Source organism: Heyndrickxia oleronia (genome assembly GCF_017809215.1).
In the GTDB taxonomy this organism is placed as follows: domain Bacteria; phylum Bacillota; class Bacilli; order Bacillales; family Bacillaceae_C; genus Heyndrickxia; species Heyndrickxia oleronia.
The window spans coordinates 573,680-589,955 of sequence record NZ_CP065424.1; the positions used below are offsets into that span (position 1 = coordinate 573,680).

At 37.0% G+C, this 16,276-nt stretch carries 17 protein-coding genes and 1 pseudogene; 15 read left to right on the forward strand and 3 right to left on the reverse strand.

Annotated elements, in window-relative coordinates; genetic code table 11:
* The first annotated feature begins 106 nt into the window (after positions 1-106).
* The 3 genes from I5818_RS03090 to I5818_RS03100 all read left to right on the forward strand — a co-directional run bounded on the left by I5818_RS03090 (position 107) and on the right by I5818_RS03100 (position 1,966).
* A complete protein-coding gene (locus I5818_RS03090) occupies positions 107-856 on the forward strand; it encodes an aminoglycoside adenylyltransferase domain-containing protein (RefSeq protein ID WP_235849532.1) in 750 nt (249 codons plus the stop codon).
* A gap of 75 nt (positions 857-931) precedes the next feature.
* Entirely contained in the window at positions 932-1,363 is a 432-nt protein-coding gene (locus I5818_RS03095; protein WP_071975038.1) for a MarR family winged helix-turn-helix transcriptional regulator, read from the forward strand.
* Positions 1,364-1,426: 63 nt separating this feature from the next.
* Positions 1,427-1,966, forward strand: a complete 540-nt coding sequence (locus tag I5818_RS03100) for an NADPH-dependent FMN reductase (RefSeq protein ID WP_071975037.1) — start codon at positions 1,427-1,429, stop codon at positions 1,964-1,966.
* 41 nt (positions 1,967-2,007) lie between these two features.
* Here the strand turns inward: I5818_RS03100 and I5818_RS03105 are convergent, their stop codons facing one another.
* On the reverse strand, positions 2,008-3,915 hold the full coding sequence (locus I5818_RS03105) for an FtsX-like permease family protein (protein ID WP_078109297.1): 1,908 nt from the start codon (positions 3,913-3,915) through the stop codon (positions 2,008-2,010).
* Positions 3,890-4,660 carry an ABC transporter ATP-binding protein gene (locus I5818_RS03110; protein ID WP_078109298.1) on the reverse strand — a complete coding sequence of 257 codons (771 nt, stop codon included), beginning with the start codon at positions 4,658-4,660 and terminating at the stop codon, positions 3,890-3,892. The genes I5818_RS03105 and I5818_RS03110 overlap by 26 nt, the downstream gene beginning before the upstream one ends.
* Before the next feature lie 808 nt (positions 4,661-5,468).
* Here I5818_RS03110 and I5818_RS03115 point away from each other — a divergent pair.
* The 7 genes and pseudogenes from I5818_RS03115 (at position 5,469) to I5818_RS03145 (ending at position 11,873) form a co-directional block, all read left to right on the forward strand.
* Positions 5,469-6,353, forward strand: coding sequence for a helix-turn-helix domain-containing protein (locus I5818_RS03115; protein ID WP_209391850.1), 885 nt, complete (start codon positions 5,469-5,471; stop codon positions 6,351-6,353).
* A 23-nt stretch (positions 6,354-6,376) separates the two neighbouring features.
* A complete protein-coding gene (locus I5818_RS03120) occupies positions 6,377-6,589 on the forward strand; it encodes a hypothetical protein (RefSeq protein WP_078111172.1) in 213 nt (70 codons plus the stop codon).
* An 81-nt stretch (positions 6,590-6,670) separates the two neighbouring features.
* Positions 6,671-7,684: a zinc-dependent alcohol dehydrogenase family protein gene (locus tag I5818_RS03125; RefSeq protein ID WP_078111171.1), complete on the forward strand. Its 1,014-nt coding sequence runs from the start codon at positions 6,671-6,673 to the stop codon at positions 7,682-7,684.
* Positions 7,685-7,859: 175 nt separating this feature from the next.
* A pseudogene (locus I5818_RS03130) lies at positions 7,860-9,139 on the forward strand (IS110 family RNA-guided transposase).
* A 557-nt stretch (positions 9,140-9,696) separates the two neighbouring features.
* Positions 9,697-10,392, forward strand: coding sequence for a phosphotransferase enzyme family protein (locus tag I5818_RS03135; protein WP_268876194.1), 696 nt, complete (start codon positions 9,697-9,699; stop codon positions 10,390-10,392).
* Positions 10,382-10,948, forward strand: a complete 567-nt coding sequence (locus I5818_RS03140) for a nucleotidyltransferase family protein (RefSeq protein WP_078110425.1) — start codon at positions 10,382-10,384, stop codon at positions 10,946-10,948. The genes I5818_RS03135 and I5818_RS03140 overlap by 11 nt, the downstream gene beginning before the upstream one ends.
* Positions 10,949-11,009: 61 nt before the next feature.
* Entirely contained in the window at positions 11,010-11,873 is an 864-nt protein-coding gene (locus I5818_RS03145; RefSeq protein WP_078110426.1) for a pirin family protein, read from the forward strand.
* 75 nt (positions 11,874-11,948) lie between these two features.
* On the opposite strand, the gene I5818_RS03150 is transcribed toward I5818_RS03145, so the two are convergent.
* The gene (locus I5818_RS03150; protein ID WP_078110427.1) at positions 11,949-12,461 is read right to left on the reverse strand and encodes a DinB family protein; all 513 of its coding nucleotides are present in this window, start codon (positions 12,459-12,461) and stop codon (positions 11,949-11,951) included.
* A gap of 249 nt (positions 12,462-12,710) precedes the next feature.
* On the opposite strand from I5818_RS03150, the gene I5818_RS03155 reads away from it, so the two are divergent.
* The 5 genes from I5818_RS03155 (at position 12,711) to I5818_RS03175 (ending at position 15,894) form a co-directional block, all read left to right on the forward strand.
* A complete protein-coding gene (locus tag I5818_RS03155) occupies positions 12,711-13,388 on the forward strand; it encodes an HAD family hydrolase (protein ID WP_169846918.1) in 678 nt (225 codons plus the stop codon).
* Positions 13,385-13,615 carry a hypothetical protein gene (locus I5818_RS03160; RefSeq protein WP_078110429.1) on the forward strand — a complete coding sequence of 77 codons (231 nt, stop codon included), beginning with the start codon at positions 13,385-13,387 and terminating at the stop codon, positions 13,613-13,615. Before I5818_RS03155 ends, I5818_RS03160 begins: the two co-directional genes overlap by 4 nt.
* 12 nt (positions 13,616-13,627) lie before the next feature.
* Positions 13,628-14,176 (forward strand): 2'-5' RNA ligase family protein, encoded by a 549-nt coding sequence (locus I5818_RS03165; protein ID WP_078110430.1) that lies wholly within the window; start codon positions 13,628-13,630, stop codon positions 14,174-14,176.
* 85 nt (positions 14,177-14,261) lie between these two features.
* Positions 14,262-15,314, forward strand: coding sequence for an FUSC family protein (locus tag I5818_RS03170; RefSeq protein ID WP_078110431.1), 1,053 nt, complete (start codon positions 14,262-14,264; stop codon positions 15,312-15,314).
* Positions 15,315-15,432: 118 nt separating this feature from the next.
* Positions 15,433-15,894, forward strand: a complete 462-nt coding sequence (locus I5818_RS03175; RefSeq protein ID WP_058005217.1) for an NUDIX hydrolase — start codon at positions 15,433-15,435, stop codon at positions 15,892-15,894.
* Positions 15,895-16,276: the final 382 nt, after the last annotated feature.

Here is a 16,276-nt window from a genome sequence, read left to right on the forward strand (position 1 = left end):
ATGAATAAACAAATGCATAAAAAGGGACTACTTACTTTGACGAGTCATCCCTTTTTTTATATCATAAAAAATTAGAATAGTCTTAAAAATGGAAGGGGGAAATCCGGTGGTTGAACAATTTTTGGATAAGGTTTGTTCGCTATTCGAGAGGCATCTAAAGTCAAATTTAATAGGAGTTTATTTACATGGATCACTAGCAATGGGGTGTTTTCAACCTCAAAAAAGTGATGTAGATATTTTAGTTATTGTGAAAGAGAAACTTTCTAAGGAGAAAAAGAAGGGGCTTATTCAAGATATTTTGCAATTGGAGGACTATAACCTAGAGATGAGTGTTTTAGTAGAAAAAGATATCATCGATTTCAAGCATCCTTCACCATTTGAGCTACATTATTCACAGGTACATAGGGATAGATATTTACAAGATCCTGATTATCTTTGTGGGGATACCGTTGATCCGGATCTGGCAGCGCATCTTGTTGTTACCTATGAAAGGGGAATCTGTCTTTTAGGAAAACCAGTGAAATCTGTCTTTAAGAAGATCGATCGAAGCTATTATATTCAATCAATTGTTTTTGATATTGACAATTCGGTTCAAGAAATTATCTATAATCCCGTGTACTATATACTTAATCTATGTAGAGTGCTTTATTATTTATCAGAGGGTGTAGTCTCTTCTAAAAAAGAAGGCGGTGAATGGGGAGAGAAAATGGTTCCTCATGAATATAAAGAATTAATTTCAAAGGCTCTATCTCAATATATAAATCCAAAATTTAGTGGATTTGGAGTGAATGATATATTACTAAAGGAATTTGCCACGTATATGTTGCAGGAAATTAAGTCATTTGAGCTGACTTGATTGACAATGGATTATCCCTTTTTGTAAAATAGATTTTGTAAATCGTTGATATGTCAACTAATTAGGGTGATCTATTTGAAATATGAACCATTAAATAATTTAGGTGTATTCATTCATTCGGTTGATTTAGAAATTACTAGCTTTGTGAATAAAAAGCTTGCGGATTTCCAGTTAACATCGGAACAAAATTTAATTATGGCTATTCTTTGGGAACAAGAGGGAGTATCTCAAAATGAGATTGCCTTAAGGTTAAATAAGGATAAATCAAGTGTTGCTAGAATGATTGTTACTCTTGAAAAGAAAGGTTACATTCATCGAACAATTTGCCAAAAGGATCGACGCTCGATTGAAGTGTTTCTCACTGAAAAGGGAAAAATGCTTGGGAAAGAAGTTATCCCGATTAACCAGAATATTATTAACACAATAAGTAAGGGGATGACTGAGGAAGAAGTCATTCAATTACAAAGACTTTTGACAAAAGTTCGTGAGAATGTGGCTGAACTTTAATATGGTTTGAGACGAATTAATAGTTGATATATCAACTATTTTAAATAATTGGAGGGAAAAGACATGAAAATAGTTGCAATCGTTGGAAGTATTCGTAAGGAATCATATAATTTAAAACTAGCAAAATATATACAAACAAGATATGCAGAACGCTTTGACCTTGAAATACTAAATATTAAGGATCTACCACATTATGATCAAGATATTGAGATGAATCCCCCAGAGGTTGTTACTGAATTTAAAGGAAAAGTAGCTGAAGCCGATGCAGTCCTTTGGGTAACTCCTGAATTCAATTATTCTATTCCAGGTGTGTTAAAGAATGCGATTGATTGGTTATCTCGTGTGGAAAAAGTCATGATTGGGAAACCATCTTGGATCATGGGTGCAACAATGGGAGCTTTAGGTACAGTACGCGCTCAACAACATTTACGTGATATTTTATTCTGTCCAGGTGTAGGATCTCCTTTACTTCCAGGAAACGAAGTATACGTAGGTGCTGTTCATGAAAAAATTGATGAATCAGGGAATCTAACACATGAACCAACAGTTAAGTTTATTGATTTAGTTGTTGATAATTTTATCAACTGGATGAACCAACGATAATAGAGAAACACCGTTCCAATAAGGGAACGGTGTTTTTGCTCTTACATTACTTCTTTATATAAATGCTTCAAATAACGCCAACGAGCTATAAAAAAGTAAATGATCTGTGCTGATAAAAATGCAATAAAGATCATTAATGATGATTTCAATACTGAAAAGTCTACTAGTCTTTGCAAGGCAAAAAAGGCAACAGAGCTATGGATAAGGGCCATGACAAAGGGCAAGAAAAATAACAGTACTAACTGCCGTGAAATAATCTGTTTCATTTCTTTTCTACTCAAACCAACCTTTGAAATCATACGATATTGCTGTTCATCTCGGTTTAAATCTGCATAAAGACGGAAATAGATGAAGCTTGCTGCAAAAGTAAAGAACACGATTCCGATTAAACCGCTTAATATGAATAATAGTCCATTCTCTTGCTTGGAATATAACCAGTTTAACACAAGTGCACTAAATCCATAATCATCCATCTCTTTATTTAATTTTTGTGCTACTTCCTTGGTCTTTGGCCAATCTTTTACAACGAATCTAATTTCTTTAAAGTAATAGGATTCTTCTTCCTTCTCGAGACGGGAAAACTTCTCATATATTTCATCAGCTACAACGGCTGTGTTGTCGCCAATATTAGGTAATACGATATAAGGCAATGTCTTTTTGACTGAAAATGTGGTGGAAAAATCCCCTTTTTCAACATCTAATTGTTTGAGTTTTTGTCCCTTAATTCTCCAAGCATTTTTCTGAGTGACAGATGTAGGTGTAAATATCGCTTCATTCTTTTTCACAGTTTCTGTCTGGTAGCCTAGTGCTTTAGCCAAAGAATTATAATCACTTAGCTTTATAAGAGTTACCCCATTTGAAGAGAAAAGGGGTGTGTAAGATCCTATTTTAAATGGAAAATCTCCTTTCTTTAGTTCTGTTTCAATCTGTTGAACCTTTTGCTTTTCAGTTTTTTCATCTGTAGATGTGTAGCTGAATGCATAAGGATTGGTCATTTCGGACAAACCTGAGTTTCCTAGCGCTAAGCATGTTCCGATTCCAGTAAATGCTGATGCAGAAATGACAGCTACTAAGAAAAACATCACTGCATTATCCTTTATTCGATACATTAATTCCGAAATAGTTAACATATTTGTTTTCTTAAAAAAGAACTTTTCTTTTTTCTTTAAGTTGTGGATGGTATAGACACTGAACTGTGTAAATAAAAAGTAGGTTCCTACAATTGTTAGGGCAACTCCAGAGAGTAATAACTTAAATGAAAAAACCTGCATGATGGCAAACCAAAGGACCATCCCATATCCTAAAACAAGGCACAGTACAGCAAGAAAAGATAGCCATGGGGAAGCCTTTGGTTCAGGCTTTGGCTTCTCTTCTGATTTTACTAGTTCCACTACTGTTCCTTTGCGAATCACTCTAGAAGTGAATAATGAAATCAAAAGAAAGAGTAAGAGAAATGCTCCAGCAGTCATGAAAGCTGCTTTTAGAGGCAAGTAAAATTTCAAGCCAGCTTGAATAGCAAGAATATGTGCACAGATAATTAAAAGAAGCTTCGAAAAAACAATCCCTACAACAATTCCCACAATAATAGAGGCAAATCCAATGATCATATTTTCAACGAAAAGCAGGCGATGAAATTGCTTCCTAGACATTCCAAGAATCATTAGAATACCAAACTCTTTTTTTCGTAGTTTTAAAAAGGCACTGACAGAGTATAGCAAAAAGAAAAATGAAAAAATGAAAATAATCACTTGCGCAGTTTTAATCCCCATTGATCCTAATGAGGCAATCATTGGGCTAGTTGCTTTAAGCTCTCCCTGTAAATCAGGATGAAATAAGAGCATGGCATAGATGAAAAAGATCATGACCGAGAAAGCACTACTTAGGAAATGAGCTAAATAGGTTCGCTTATTACGGAGAACGTTATTAGTTGCGAATTGTCGCATGTTCATTTGATGTCCCCCCTAGAATTGATAGCCTTTCAATTATTTTTTGATAGAAATCAGAGCGATTATGACTCGCTTGAATTTCGTGATCGAGTTGTCCATCTTTTATAAAGATGACACGATCACAGTAGCTAGCTGCTAATGCATCATGTGTAACAAGTAACATGGTAGATTTTTCTTCGTTGTTCAGCTTTTCTAAAAGCTCCATGACATCTTTTGCCGCCTTCGAATCGAGATTTCCAGTAGGCTCATCTGCCAAAATTAGCTTCGGATGGTTGATCAAGGCACGTGCAATGGCAGTTCGTTGGGCTTGCCCACCTGATATTTCATATGTCCGTTTATTTAAAATAGCTGTAATCCCTAGTTTTTCGGCAAATGTATTCACCTTTGTATTCATTTCATTTAGATCGACCCCATCAAGTGTAAGGGGAAGAACAATATTCTCCTTTACAGTTAAAGTGGGAAGAAGATTAAATGATTGGAAGACAAAGCCCAATTCACGTCTGCGGAAAATAGCTAGTTTTTTATGGGATAATTGAAAAGGATTCTCCCCAGCAATCTGAATTTCCCCGGAGGTAGGTCGATCAATCGTTGAAATCATATTTAATAAAGTCGTCTTTCCACTCCCAGAAGGGCCCATAATTCCAACAAATTCCCCTTCATTAATGGAAAGGTCAATTTGACGGAGAGCTTCGTAATCAATATTCCCTTTATATACTTTGCTAAGATTCTTTACAGTCAACACTTTCATCTATAACTCCTCCTGTCTGATGTGTATGTATTACGTAGTTCATACACTATGTGTGTATTATATGTTTAATACACCATGAGGTCAACCGAAATTTTTATATTTGGCTCTTTTCTCCCACATTGTTGCTATTTAAGTTAAGTTTGATTTAATAAGCGGTACTAAAGAGTGAGTGGAAATCCTGTGAAGGAGGAAAGAGTGAGTTTGATTACCTTAAAAGAAGAAGCAGAGTGTTCAAGGTAACGAAAGAGCGAGATTGGTTACCGAGAAGGAGTAAAACGGTTGTCCCGGGTAACGAAAGGAAGCGTTTAGTGACCGAGAAGGAGGAAAATGAGTGTGCAGGGTAACGAAAGAGCGAGATTGGTTACCGAGAAGGAGGAAAATGGTTGTCCAAGGTAACGAAAATAGTGTTTAGTTACCGAGAAGGAGTAAAACGGTTGTCCCGGGTAACGAAAGGAAGCGTTTAGTGACCGAGAAGGAGGAAAATGAGTGTGCAGGGTAACGAAAGAGCAAGATTGGTTACCGCGAAGTGAGAAAATGGTTGTCCAAGGTAACCAAAATGCGAGTTTGATTAACGTGAAGGAAAAAAACACCGACCCGTATAGGTGCCTCCTTTCATTTCACGAGGATAGAACCGAAAACTGCGTAAAAACCTCTGGAATCCTTTATTAGGTGTAAAAGCTAGCAGTTGAGTTTTGCCACTAGTGGACAAGCTATACGAAATTTGATTGAAGATTTTACAAAATTAGCAATAAAAGTCAAGAAGGGAAAGAAAATATTTAGTACTCTATGAATAAGGGAGGTGCAAAACTTGAAATACCAGCAAATTATTCAGAAAGCTATTGATTATATTGAGGAAAACTTACACCGTCCGCTTTCGATTGATTTAGTAGCTAGTGTTTGTGGATTTTCAAAATTTCATTTTTTAAGAGTCTTCCAGAATGAAGTTGGTATGACGATAGGTGACTATATTCGAATAAGAAGATTGACCAATTCTGCAAGAATGTTAATAGATACGAATGAATCGATTATTAATATAGCTTTTTATTTTGGCTTTGGGGCACCTGAAGCATTTACACGTGCATTTAAAAAGTTATACCATATGCCACCAGGGGAATATAGGAGAGCAATGAATATTATTTTGAATAAAAATGGAGGAGAAAACATGGAACAACAAAAACAAGAAATAAAAGGTTGGTTTCTTACAGGAACGAGTCCGCATAATTACGAGATGGGGCTAGATACAAAAAATGTCCACCAAGGAAAAGCTTCAGGTTATATCCGATCAAGGTCAGTGGCAACCATTGAAGAATTTGCAACAATGATGCAGCAGTTTAAAGCAAAAAAATACATTGGACAAAGGCTTAAATTTTCTGCCTTTGTCAAATCTGAAAAGGTAGATGGATATTGCGGATTATGGATGAGAATAGACAATGCGGCGGGTGATGTCCTGCAATTTGATAATATGAGTAATCGTCCGATTGTAAAGGATACCAATTGGAATCTATATTCCATTGTGCTTGATATCCCTGAAAATAGTGCAGTTATCGCTTTTGGCGTCATACTTTCTGGACGAGGTCATGTTTGGTTAGATCAATGTAAGTTTGAGGTAGTTGATGAAAAAACACCAACGACGAATATTGAAATGGCTTATGAATTGCTGGATGAACCAGTGAATTTGTCATTTGATATGTAGAGCAAAGAAAGGAATCGAGTGTTATGGAAAATTATTTTCATCATTTTAAAGCGATTCTAGCCGGCATCATGATTGCTTTATTAATTACTAGTGCCAATTATTTTCTGGGAATGTTGATCCATTTGATTACGGATAGAGGGCAAAGAGATTTTTTCTCTACAGGCTCAATGATTATTTTTACTCTCATTTTTATCAGCAGCTATGTGTATATGCTGCAAGAATTTAAAAAATCATAAATGAATTGCGTTGCTTCATGGAGGAAGTAACGCTTTTTTTATAGAATAAGAGAATAGTACTTTTTTAAGGAGACATGAGTGTTGAAAGCAAAAAGTGTGATTTGTCATGAGTTTGGAAAACCAGAGGACGTTCTTTATGTGGTGAATAGAAGAGTTAATCCGCCGGCAGAGGGGGAAGTTCTCGTTCGGATGTTGCTGAGTCCGATTAATCCTTCCGATTTAATTCCGGTAAGAGGCTCGTATTCTCATCGTATTTCATTGCCAATGGTGCCTGGGTATGAGGGAGTAGGGGTTGTGGAGGAAGTAGGTACATCTGTATCTCAAAATCTATTAGGGAAGCGGGTTCTCCCATTAAGAGGTGATGGGACGTGGCAGGATTTTGTAAAGGTTCCGTCCGAATGGTTGGTACCGATTCCGCCATCTATTAACGATCAAACTGCGGCCCAATTATATATCAACCCATTAACAGCTTTGGTGATTTGTCAGGAAGTTTTATGTTTGGGATCCGGGGATGTTTTACTTATGAATGCGGCTGGTTCTGCAATTGGACGGATTTTTGCTCAGCTATCGATGATATTTGGCTTTCAATTTATAGCGGTTACGAGGAATTCGAATGATACACAGGAGCTCCTTCAACTAGGTGCAGCACATGTAATCGATACATCTTGCTCCTCACTTAAGGAATCGGTAATGGAAATAACGAGTGGGCGTGGGGTGAGTGCAGCAATTGATTCAATTGGAGGTATAGAGGGTACCCAGTTAGTTGATTGTTTGCAACCTCATGGAAACTATTTAGCGATTGGGCTTTTATCGGGAATTCCAATTCAGTGGCAGGAAGTTTCAAAACGGACGGCAGTCAATGTTAAATTATTTCACCTTCGCCATTGGAACAAGCAAGTATCGCCATATGATTGGCAAGAAAAATTTCATCAAATAATGAACTTCGTCAAGGAGCAACGTCTAAAAATTACAATGCCGGAAATATATTTTGATTTGTTAAACGTACGGGAAGCAGTAGTAGAAGCGGAATCCCCTAATAGGAAGGGGAAAAAAGTCTTTTTGAAAATGGGGCATGAAGATGGATCAGAAAAGTAAAGAAAAAATTCTTAAATATTGGGGAGTTCAAGCAGGAGAGATATCTAAACTTTCCGAGCAAGCCATTTTAGCATTCCTGTAGATCGTTAAATATCAGGTTTGAAAAAAATAGAGCTCCTCAGTAAGATACGAGTATGAGACCAATCAAACTCAAGTCTTAAGGAGGAGCCTTACTATGAATTTTAAAATGCAGAACAAACAAAATCAACTAATAGAAAGAATTTCCGATACTCATCTAATTGTTGGGGTGGATATCGCTCAACAATTTCACGTTGCACGTGCAGTTAACTACCGTGGCATCATTGTCGGTGATCCTCTCACATTTGAAAATAATGAAGAGGGTTTTATGAAACTATTAAACTGGATGCAAGATTTACAAAAACTTAAACACTTAAATTCAGAAATAGTAGGAATGGAGCCTACAGGCCATTATTGGATTAACCTATCTAAGTGGTTATTTGATAAAGGAATTGAGGTAGTTACTGTCAATCCTCACTCAGTAAAAAGGAATAAAGAGAATCGTGATAATACTCAATCAAAGAGTGATAAAAAAGATGCGCTAGTGATCGCAGATATGGTCAAAAATGGCTACTATTCTTTCGTTCGCCCATCATCTGAATCATTTGAGAAACTCAGAGTTCTTATGTCTAATCGTGATGTGATTGTAAAACGTCTCGTCATGACCGTTAATCAAATTAATCGATGGGTAGATGTTGTGTTTCCAGAGTTAAGACACGTATTTAAAGATGTTTCGTGCAAAGGAGCCATTGCCACCCTTCGGCTGTTCCCCACTCCAAAAGAGATCTCTTCCATGACTTCACTCGATATCATGGCGGGGTGGAAGTCATTAATGAAAAGACAACCTGGTCCCCAAAAGCTCAATTACTCATCAAATTAGCAAAATCCTCTATTGGAACTGGACAAGCACTCGATGCATATAAGTTCCACTTAGAACAATTACTAGAAGAATATGATCTCGCTGTAAAACAACTCGAAAGAGTGGAAAAACAAGTAAAAGAAGTGCTTAACCAAATCTCATTTGCCAGGAAACTACTTGCGATGAAAGGAATAAGTGATATTTCTTTAGCTGGAATATTAGGTGAGGCCGGTGATCTGAGTGGATTTTCTCACGGAAACTCTTTATTACGACACGCTGGATTACATCTAGCTGAGGCGAGTTCAGGTAAATGGAAAGGTAAAATTGTGCTCTCTAAACGTGGTAGATCGAGATTAAGACGCTTCCTCTACTTAGCCACAATGAGCCTAGTGATGAATAATCCTGAGTTTAAAGCCATCCATTCCCATAATGTGAAGGTAAAGAAGATGAAGAAAATGAAATCAATCATGAAACTAATAGGAAAACTCGCAAGGATATTTGTGGGAATAGCACGACGAAACGAATCATACTGTCCAAGTAAGGTTCAGGTTCAGGAATCCATTCACTTAGCTGCCTAAACCGAAGGTTCAAAAGTTGAAGATGCATCTAATAAACTAGTTAACTTTATTTTGAATGTTGTCTTATTCGTAGGATTTCAAATATGTACGGAGTACCAGGTTTCTTAAACAAAAGGGCACTGTGACCCATCAGTTTAGCATAACTGGCCTCCACCCCTTGGAAAGGCATGACGAAGGAATGAGAGGGCAATTGACCCGTTGAGACATGGGAGGGAAAGCCTCCAGGGGCGGCGTGGAGATGTACATTATATGGTAAAATATGGAGTGGTAGCTGGCTCCTTTATTTAACTATGCCTTCACGAAGCCTAAATTATCAGAACTCATTTCAATTTCCCGTAAATCCAATTACAAGGGTTATGAATTCCTGCGAATAAATGAGCATTCGAGAGATATTCGTATCAAACTGAGGGAGTTAAAGACATTACTAATGAAAAATATGTTTTGAAACGAAAGTTGGATATCCAAGTAACAAGAAACGAACTTGCTATTTTACAGTATTTACAAGACTTTGATATCAGCGTTTCTACTCCCATGCTAAGTAAAAGAATACATATATCATTGATGATGAGGGGCGGTATTTTAGTTTATATACCTATTTGCCAGGACGAGTATTTTCTGCAAGGGAAATCATTGAAAATCCACTAGTACCGCAGCATTTTGGTAGAACACTTGCAATGCTCCATCAGTTGTTAAGTGATCATCCCCTCATCAGTCAATTTCCAACTAGAGATGTATATCAATCCATCTATCATTTTGCAAGAAAGGCAATGGACAAGGTAGAAAGCCGAAGTGATCGGTTAGATCAAATTTATCAAGATTTGGAATCAGAATTTCAACTGAAAGTAAATAATCTTCCTAAACAAATTATTCACCGCGATGCCCATCTATCAAATTTTATTTATGGAGAAAAAGATTTACTAGGTGTCATCGATTATGAGCTAGCTGAGGTGAATGTAAGAATTTTTGATCTTTGCTATTGTGCGACGAGTGTTCTTAATGAGGTTTTTCATGATAAAAAATTAAGCACAGAATGGTTTCCTTTTGTAGAAAAATTAGTTGATTCCTATCATCAAAAAAATCCATTAAGTAAGTTAGAATATGACGCAATTTGGTATGTCATGCTTGCCATTCAATCGATTTTTATGGCTTATTTTGCTCAGATTCCCCATCTATTCGATCACAATCAAGCGATGTTTTTATGGCTTTTTGATAGAAAGGAACTTTTCAAAGGAAGTGTTAAACATGCTAAATAATAAAGAGGATATCCTCAAATTAATCCAAGAGGATGTATGGATGATGGATATTTTACGTGCAGTACAAACCCTTCATTTACCTGATTGGTGGGTATGTGCAGGATTTGTCCGGTCGAAGATTTGGGATACGCTTCATCATGTTAAGGATCGGACCCCATTAGCAGATGTTGATGTCATATATTTTGATCCGGAGAGGATAGATGAGCAGGAAGAAAAGAGGTTAGAAGGAAAGCTGAGGAGCTTACTTCCAGATGTACCATGGTCTGTGAAAAATGAGGCAAGGATGCACACGGTTAATGGTATTCCACCATATACTTCCTCAGTGGATGCTATAGCAAAATTTCCTGAAACAGCCACGGCTTTAGGGGTGAAGTTGGATGATGACCAGCAGCTTATTTTGGCAGCCCCTTGTGGAGTTTCGGATGTAATCAATATGTTGATCAAGCCAACTGCTTATTTTAAGGAGAATGAAGAACGAAGAAGCATTTATGAAAATAGAATTGTTGCGAAAGATTGGCAATCTGTTTGGGAGAACATTACTGTCCATCATTGGTAAAACATATTAATAGGTGTAATGGGACTTTGGATTTATAATGTTCCTATAGGAGGGATGGAACATGAATGAAAACAAAGCAATTTTCCAACGAGCAGTTAAAGACCATTGGTATGTAAACTATCAGCAAAATGGGTATCCACACGTTCAACAAGGATTTGTATTGCATCCTGAACGATTAAAAGAGTTTGACCCTTTTATACTGATGGCAGATGATTGGTTTAAACGTGGTACTTTTTCAGACCATCCTCATCGAGGATTTCAAACGATTACTTATGTAATAGATGGCAGGCTGGAGCATATTGATAATGCTGGCGGCCACTCTATACTCGATGCAGGAGATGTTCAATATATGAATGCCGGCTGGGCAGCACGGCATGCAGAAGAGGCTGTAGATGATGATTTAATCCACACATTACAATTGTGGTTGAACCTACCAAAGGAGTTAAAGAATACGAAAACAACGTATCAGGATATTCGTTTAGAAGATGTACCACATGTGCCTTTTGATGGGGGAGTTGTAAAAGTCTATTCTGGTGATATCGAGGGCGTAAAGGGACCACTTGATAGTATGGTGCCAATCACTATGTCTGAAATCAATGTTGCTGCTGGAGCAACATATATACATCGTATTCCCGAAAATCATAATGCCTTTCTATATGTGTTATCTGGGGAGGTTGAATTAGGTACAAATGAAATAGCACTAGGCAAAACAGGTGTGGCAACATTTACCTTTAATGAATCCGGGCAGCAAGGTAGCGAATTAGTAATCAAGGGAAACCAACGTTCAAAGGTATTAGTCTATTCTGGGGTTCCTATAAATGAAGAGGTAGTGGCGTATGGCCCGTTTGTAATGAATACAATGGATGAGATTCGCCAAGCCTATCGCGATTTTAATGCTGGAAAGTTTGGACCACCAGCGGAGTAATGGCGGATTGTAAAAGTCCTTGTTAAATGCTATCTAAATAGAACCACTGTTTGAGAAAATAAGGGGAAGTCCCCCTTATTTTTTTTGTTTTGCATATAGATAAAGTCCATAATCCTGCATGACGGATGTTTGCCCTAATTGCCGAAGCATCGTGGCAATGTTTCCACGATGATAGGAACCATGGGTAACAATATGTAATACAGATTCAGAAATAGACGTTTCGAGTATTCCAGCATAAGGATTATCGACGACTAGCTTCTTTTCTATATCATCTAACTGGTTCAGAAAAGCTTTGTTTTGCTCCGATAATTCCAAGTAACCTGCTTCCATATCCTCAATAGCTTTCACTTCCAGCTGTTCACCTTTTTGGAAGGCATCACTCATTGCTTCCTTCATACTCATACCCTTTATAATCTCAAACCATGCATAATCAACTTGATAAATATGTGACAGCACTTTCGCGATAGAGGAAAAGCCACTATTTGTTTCCTGATGATAAATCTCTTGAGGAAGCTCCTTCAAACGTTCAATAATCACAGCATTTGCCCAAACATGATACTCATACATTTCAATGACAGGATGTTTCATATCATTTCTCCTTTTATTTTGATTTTTATAAAAGCCTTTACAGTGGACTTTTACAACTTAGGGAAGTTGATTTGGGATTTCAGTGTTACCTCAATTTTTATTCGTTAATCATTATCTAGATAGAAGTATTCTTAATTTTTATTTATATTAAATAACAGTCATTAATACTCCTTTATTTCTGTATTGATAGGAGGTAATTGGTCTTTCTTTGCAGAAGTAGATAATGGGAACTGAGGGAGGAGGCTTATCTTGATCCAAGCAGTGTTATTTGATTTATTTGAAACACTTATTTCGGAATGGAGAAATGGAAAAAGAGAGAAAGGCCATATGTTCCATGAAATTGGCTTGAATGAGGAACTATTCAAAAAAGAGTGGCATAAGCGTTTAGATAAGAGAATGGATGGTACATTTTCTAATTACCGAAGTGTGTTGATTGACATTTTAAGAGCCCAAAATATGCCGATTGATCTAAAAGTGCTAGACGCTGCGCAAAAGCAAAGAGAAAGAGTAAAATCACTTCCATTTGAACAAATCAATGAGGAAATCATAGGGTGCTTGTCCGAACTTAAGCGACAAGGGATCAAAATAGGGCTAATCAGTAATTGTACACCAGAGGAGATAACTGCATGGGAGGCATGTACACTCTCTCAGTACTTTGATGATGTCATTTTTTCCTATAAGGTGAAGTGTGCCAAACCAAACCCAGAAATCTATTTAATGGCATGCAAAAATTTAAAGGTTGAACCTGAAAAGGTTATTTTTATTGGTGACGGTGGATCAAATGAATTATTCGGTGCTGAACAAGTGGGAATGATCCCTTATCAAGCCACATGGTTTCTTTCTGAAAGTAGAAAGGAAAACATAAATATTTATCCTAAATTAACGCATCCTTCGGAATTAATTACGATCATTAGAGGTGAGGCATGAATTTATTTTGGTCAATTTTAATAGCATTTGCACTGGGAATCATTTTAGTGATGATTCCACCAGTTTATGGGGGAATCATTGCCTTTGGAATTATTGGAGGCTGTTTATTCCGTGGGATTGTTTTGCTTGAAAAACTGAATAAAAAACTGAATGTCTTAGTTCCGGATAAGAACAAGGTTACAGAAGTATATGAAAGCTATTTGGATGATAAAAAGAAAGAATTTTAAAGGGAGGCTTCTATGTACGGAGTTGTTGCGCATTTTGACGAAGAATCAGAGAGATATATTAAAGAAGTGTGGAAAGAACTTAGTGATCAAGCCATATCTACCTATGCTGAAGAAGTAATAGATAGAAGACCACATATTACACTTGCTTCTTATCAAAGGCTAAATATGGATCGATTTCTTCCTCTTTTTCAATCTTGTTATGAATCGAGTTCTAAGCTACCGATTACATTAAGTTCATTAGGAACCTTTATGAATACAGGGATGATATTTTTAGCTCCTACACCTTCTATTGAGTTATTAGTTTTGCATATGAAGCATCATCAAATGCTCGAGGAATTTAATGATCAACCCGACTCACTTTATCTCCCAACTAGATGGATTCCACATTGTACAATTGCAAATCGATTACCTATGCATAAGTTGAAAGAAGCTTTCGAGTATTGCACCAAGCGAATGAAACCCATTGATGCGCAAATAAGTGAGGTGGCTTTAATTAAAGTAGTGGATGAAGGTGGGGGAAGATCTAGAGTAGAAACGATAAAAGCATGTCCCCTCAGATAAAGAGGTATGATAGAATACATGAATTGCCTAGGTTAAAGGAATCATAAAATAGAGCAGAGATGACCTTGAACCTAGGGGGCTATCAGTGAAAAAGAAAAAAATTATTAAAATACGAACGACATCGAAACATAAGGGGTGGAGAGGGGTATTTCATATTAATCGTACCCCGAAATATCCATGGAAAAAGGCCATTTCAGCTGCAATAACGATGGGACTCCCTTTTTTGATAGGTGCTTTATTTGGCCATATTGAATGGGGCTTGCTTGCTGGTATCGGAGGTTTTACCTCTTTATATGTTCATAATGAATCTTATAAACAAAGAGCGATTAAATTAATCATTGTCAATATTGGATTAGTAGTTTCCTTTGCTTTAGGAATTATTTGTGGTTTTTCCTTTTTGTCTACTTCCTTGATTTTAGGAATCATTAGTTTTCTGTCGACTTTTATCTGTAGTGCCTATAAGGTTCCTCCTCCATCAGGCTATTTTTTTGTCCTTGTTTGTGGAATTGGTACGGGCTTGCAGATGACTTTAACTGCAGCATTACTTCCTATTGGCATCGCATTGATGGGGGGATGTCTTGCATGGTTGATTGGAATGTCGGAATGGTTCTTTGATATAAAGGAAATCACTCAAACAACAAGAAATCATACGTGGAAAGCTGCCTTAAATGATTCAAGTATACTATTAGCTTCAATAAGGAATGGAGCAGCTATTTTTGTTGCAACACTTATAGCATTTGCTTTAGGATTTCACAGACCTTATTGGGTATCCATTTCATGTGCAAGTGTGCTACAAGGTGCGACGATCTCGATTATTCTCCATCGGAGTTTCCAGCGATCAATAGGAACAGCAGTAGGTGTTTTTATTGCAGGTGGAATTCTTGCCCTACAGCCCTCCTATTGGTTATTGGGGCTATGTGTCATGACATTACAATTTTTAGTAGAAATGATTATTGTTCGTAACTATGCCTTTGCCGTCGTATTCATTACTCCACTTGCCCTACTTATTGCAGAAACAGGCCGTTCCGATACCGTTATTCCTGCCCTCATAGAGGCTAGATTGCTTGAAACATTATTAGGCTGTGCAATTGGATTAGCAACCGCCTATCTTATATGGAAGCGATCAGAAAAATCGTAAAATTTCCGTAAACGTTACTAAGTGTAAAACAAGGTAACATTTTTTCCTTGATGTAGAAGGATTAGCCTATAGATGTGACGAATAGGAACAGTAGAAGGACGTGTAAGGAGTCAAGTTGATGGGGTATATCATGGAATTAAGAAAGGTAGTCGGAAGTCGTCCGCTTATTATGACAGGAGCGAATGTCATCCTTCTAAATAAACAAAATGAATTGTTATTGCAGTTAAGAAAAGATAATCATTGCTGGGGGCTTCCTGGCGGATCAATGGAGCCGGGAGAATCCCTCATAGAGGTAGCGGCAAGAGAGTTACACGAAGAAACTGGATTAAAGGCAAAAAAGCTTAGTTTATTTCAGATTTTTTCAGGAGAGGAGCTCTATTATCAATATCCACATGGTGATGAGGTCTATAATGTTGTAGCTACTTATATCTGTTCCGATTATGAAGGAGAGTTACAGGCAGATAAAGAGGAAGTGGAGGAGTTACGTTTTTATTCACTTAAGGAATTACCTGAAAAAATTAGCCCTCCTGATTGGCCGGTTGTGAAAGAGTTTTTAAAAAAGAAAACTTCAATAATCTAATAAAAAACAAGAAGGCGATTGTAAACAAAGCAATCGCCTTTTCTATTAATAATTCTAGGTAGTTAAGGATAATTTATAGGAAAAAGAATGGAGTACACAAATGAAAAAATACAAACCTTATTTAGCAATGGCCTTAATCTTACCTATTCTCACGCTACCCTTCTTAGGAAGATCCACGTTCAAACGGTTTTATCCAAGTGTGTTATTCATATGTTCTATCGTTTTATTAGAGAGCATAGTTGCTTACAAACGAGTGTGGTGGTGGTTTTATAATAAAATTATGCCAAAGCCGATATCCGATATGTTTCTCATTATTGCAGGTCCTTTTTTTGTGGGTTCATTGTGGATACTCAAATTTACCTATGGAAAGTTTAAAAGGTAT

Bases quoted from the DNA above. Each gene is read 5' to 3' on its own strand.
- I5818_RS03140 (WP_078110425.1), top strand. From the start codon at position 10,382: ATGCTAAATAATAAAGAGGATATCCTCAAATTAATCCAAGAGGATGTA.
- I5818_RS03145 (WP_078110426.1), top strand. From the start codon at position 11,010: ATGAATGAAAACAAAGCAATTTTCCAACGAGCAGTTAAAGACCATTGG.
- I5818_RS03110 (WP_078109298.1), bottom strand. From the start codon at position 4,660: ATGAAAGTGTTGACTGTAAAGAATCTTAGCAAAGTATATAAAGGGAAT.
- I5818_RS03100 (WP_071975037.1), top strand. From the start codon at position 1,427: ATGAAAATAGTTGCAATCGTTGGAAGTATTCGTAAGGAATCATATAAT.
- I5818_RS03160 (WP_078110429.1), top strand. From the start codon at position 13,385: ATGAATTTATTTTGGTCAATTTTAATAGCATTTGCACTGGGAATCATT.
- I5818_RS03175 (WP_058005217.1), top strand. From the start codon at position 15,433: ATGGGGTATATCATGGAATTAAGAAAGGTAGTCGGAAGTCGTCCGCTT.
- I5818_RS03165 (WP_078110430.1), top strand. From the start codon at position 13,628: ATGTACGGAGTTGTTGCGCATTTTGACGAAGAATCAGAGAGATATATT.
- I5818_RS03150 (WP_078110427.1), bottom strand. From the start codon at position 12,461: ATGAAACATCCTGTCATTGAAATGTATGAGTATCATGTTTGGGCAAAT.
- I5818_RS03105 (WP_078109297.1), bottom strand. From the start codon at position 3,915: ATGAACATGCGACAATTCGCAACTAATAACGTTCTCCGTAATAAGCGA.
- I5818_RS03120 (WP_078111172.1), top strand. From the start codon at position 6,377: ATGGAAAATTATTTTCATCATTTTAAAGCGATTCTAGCCGGCATCATG.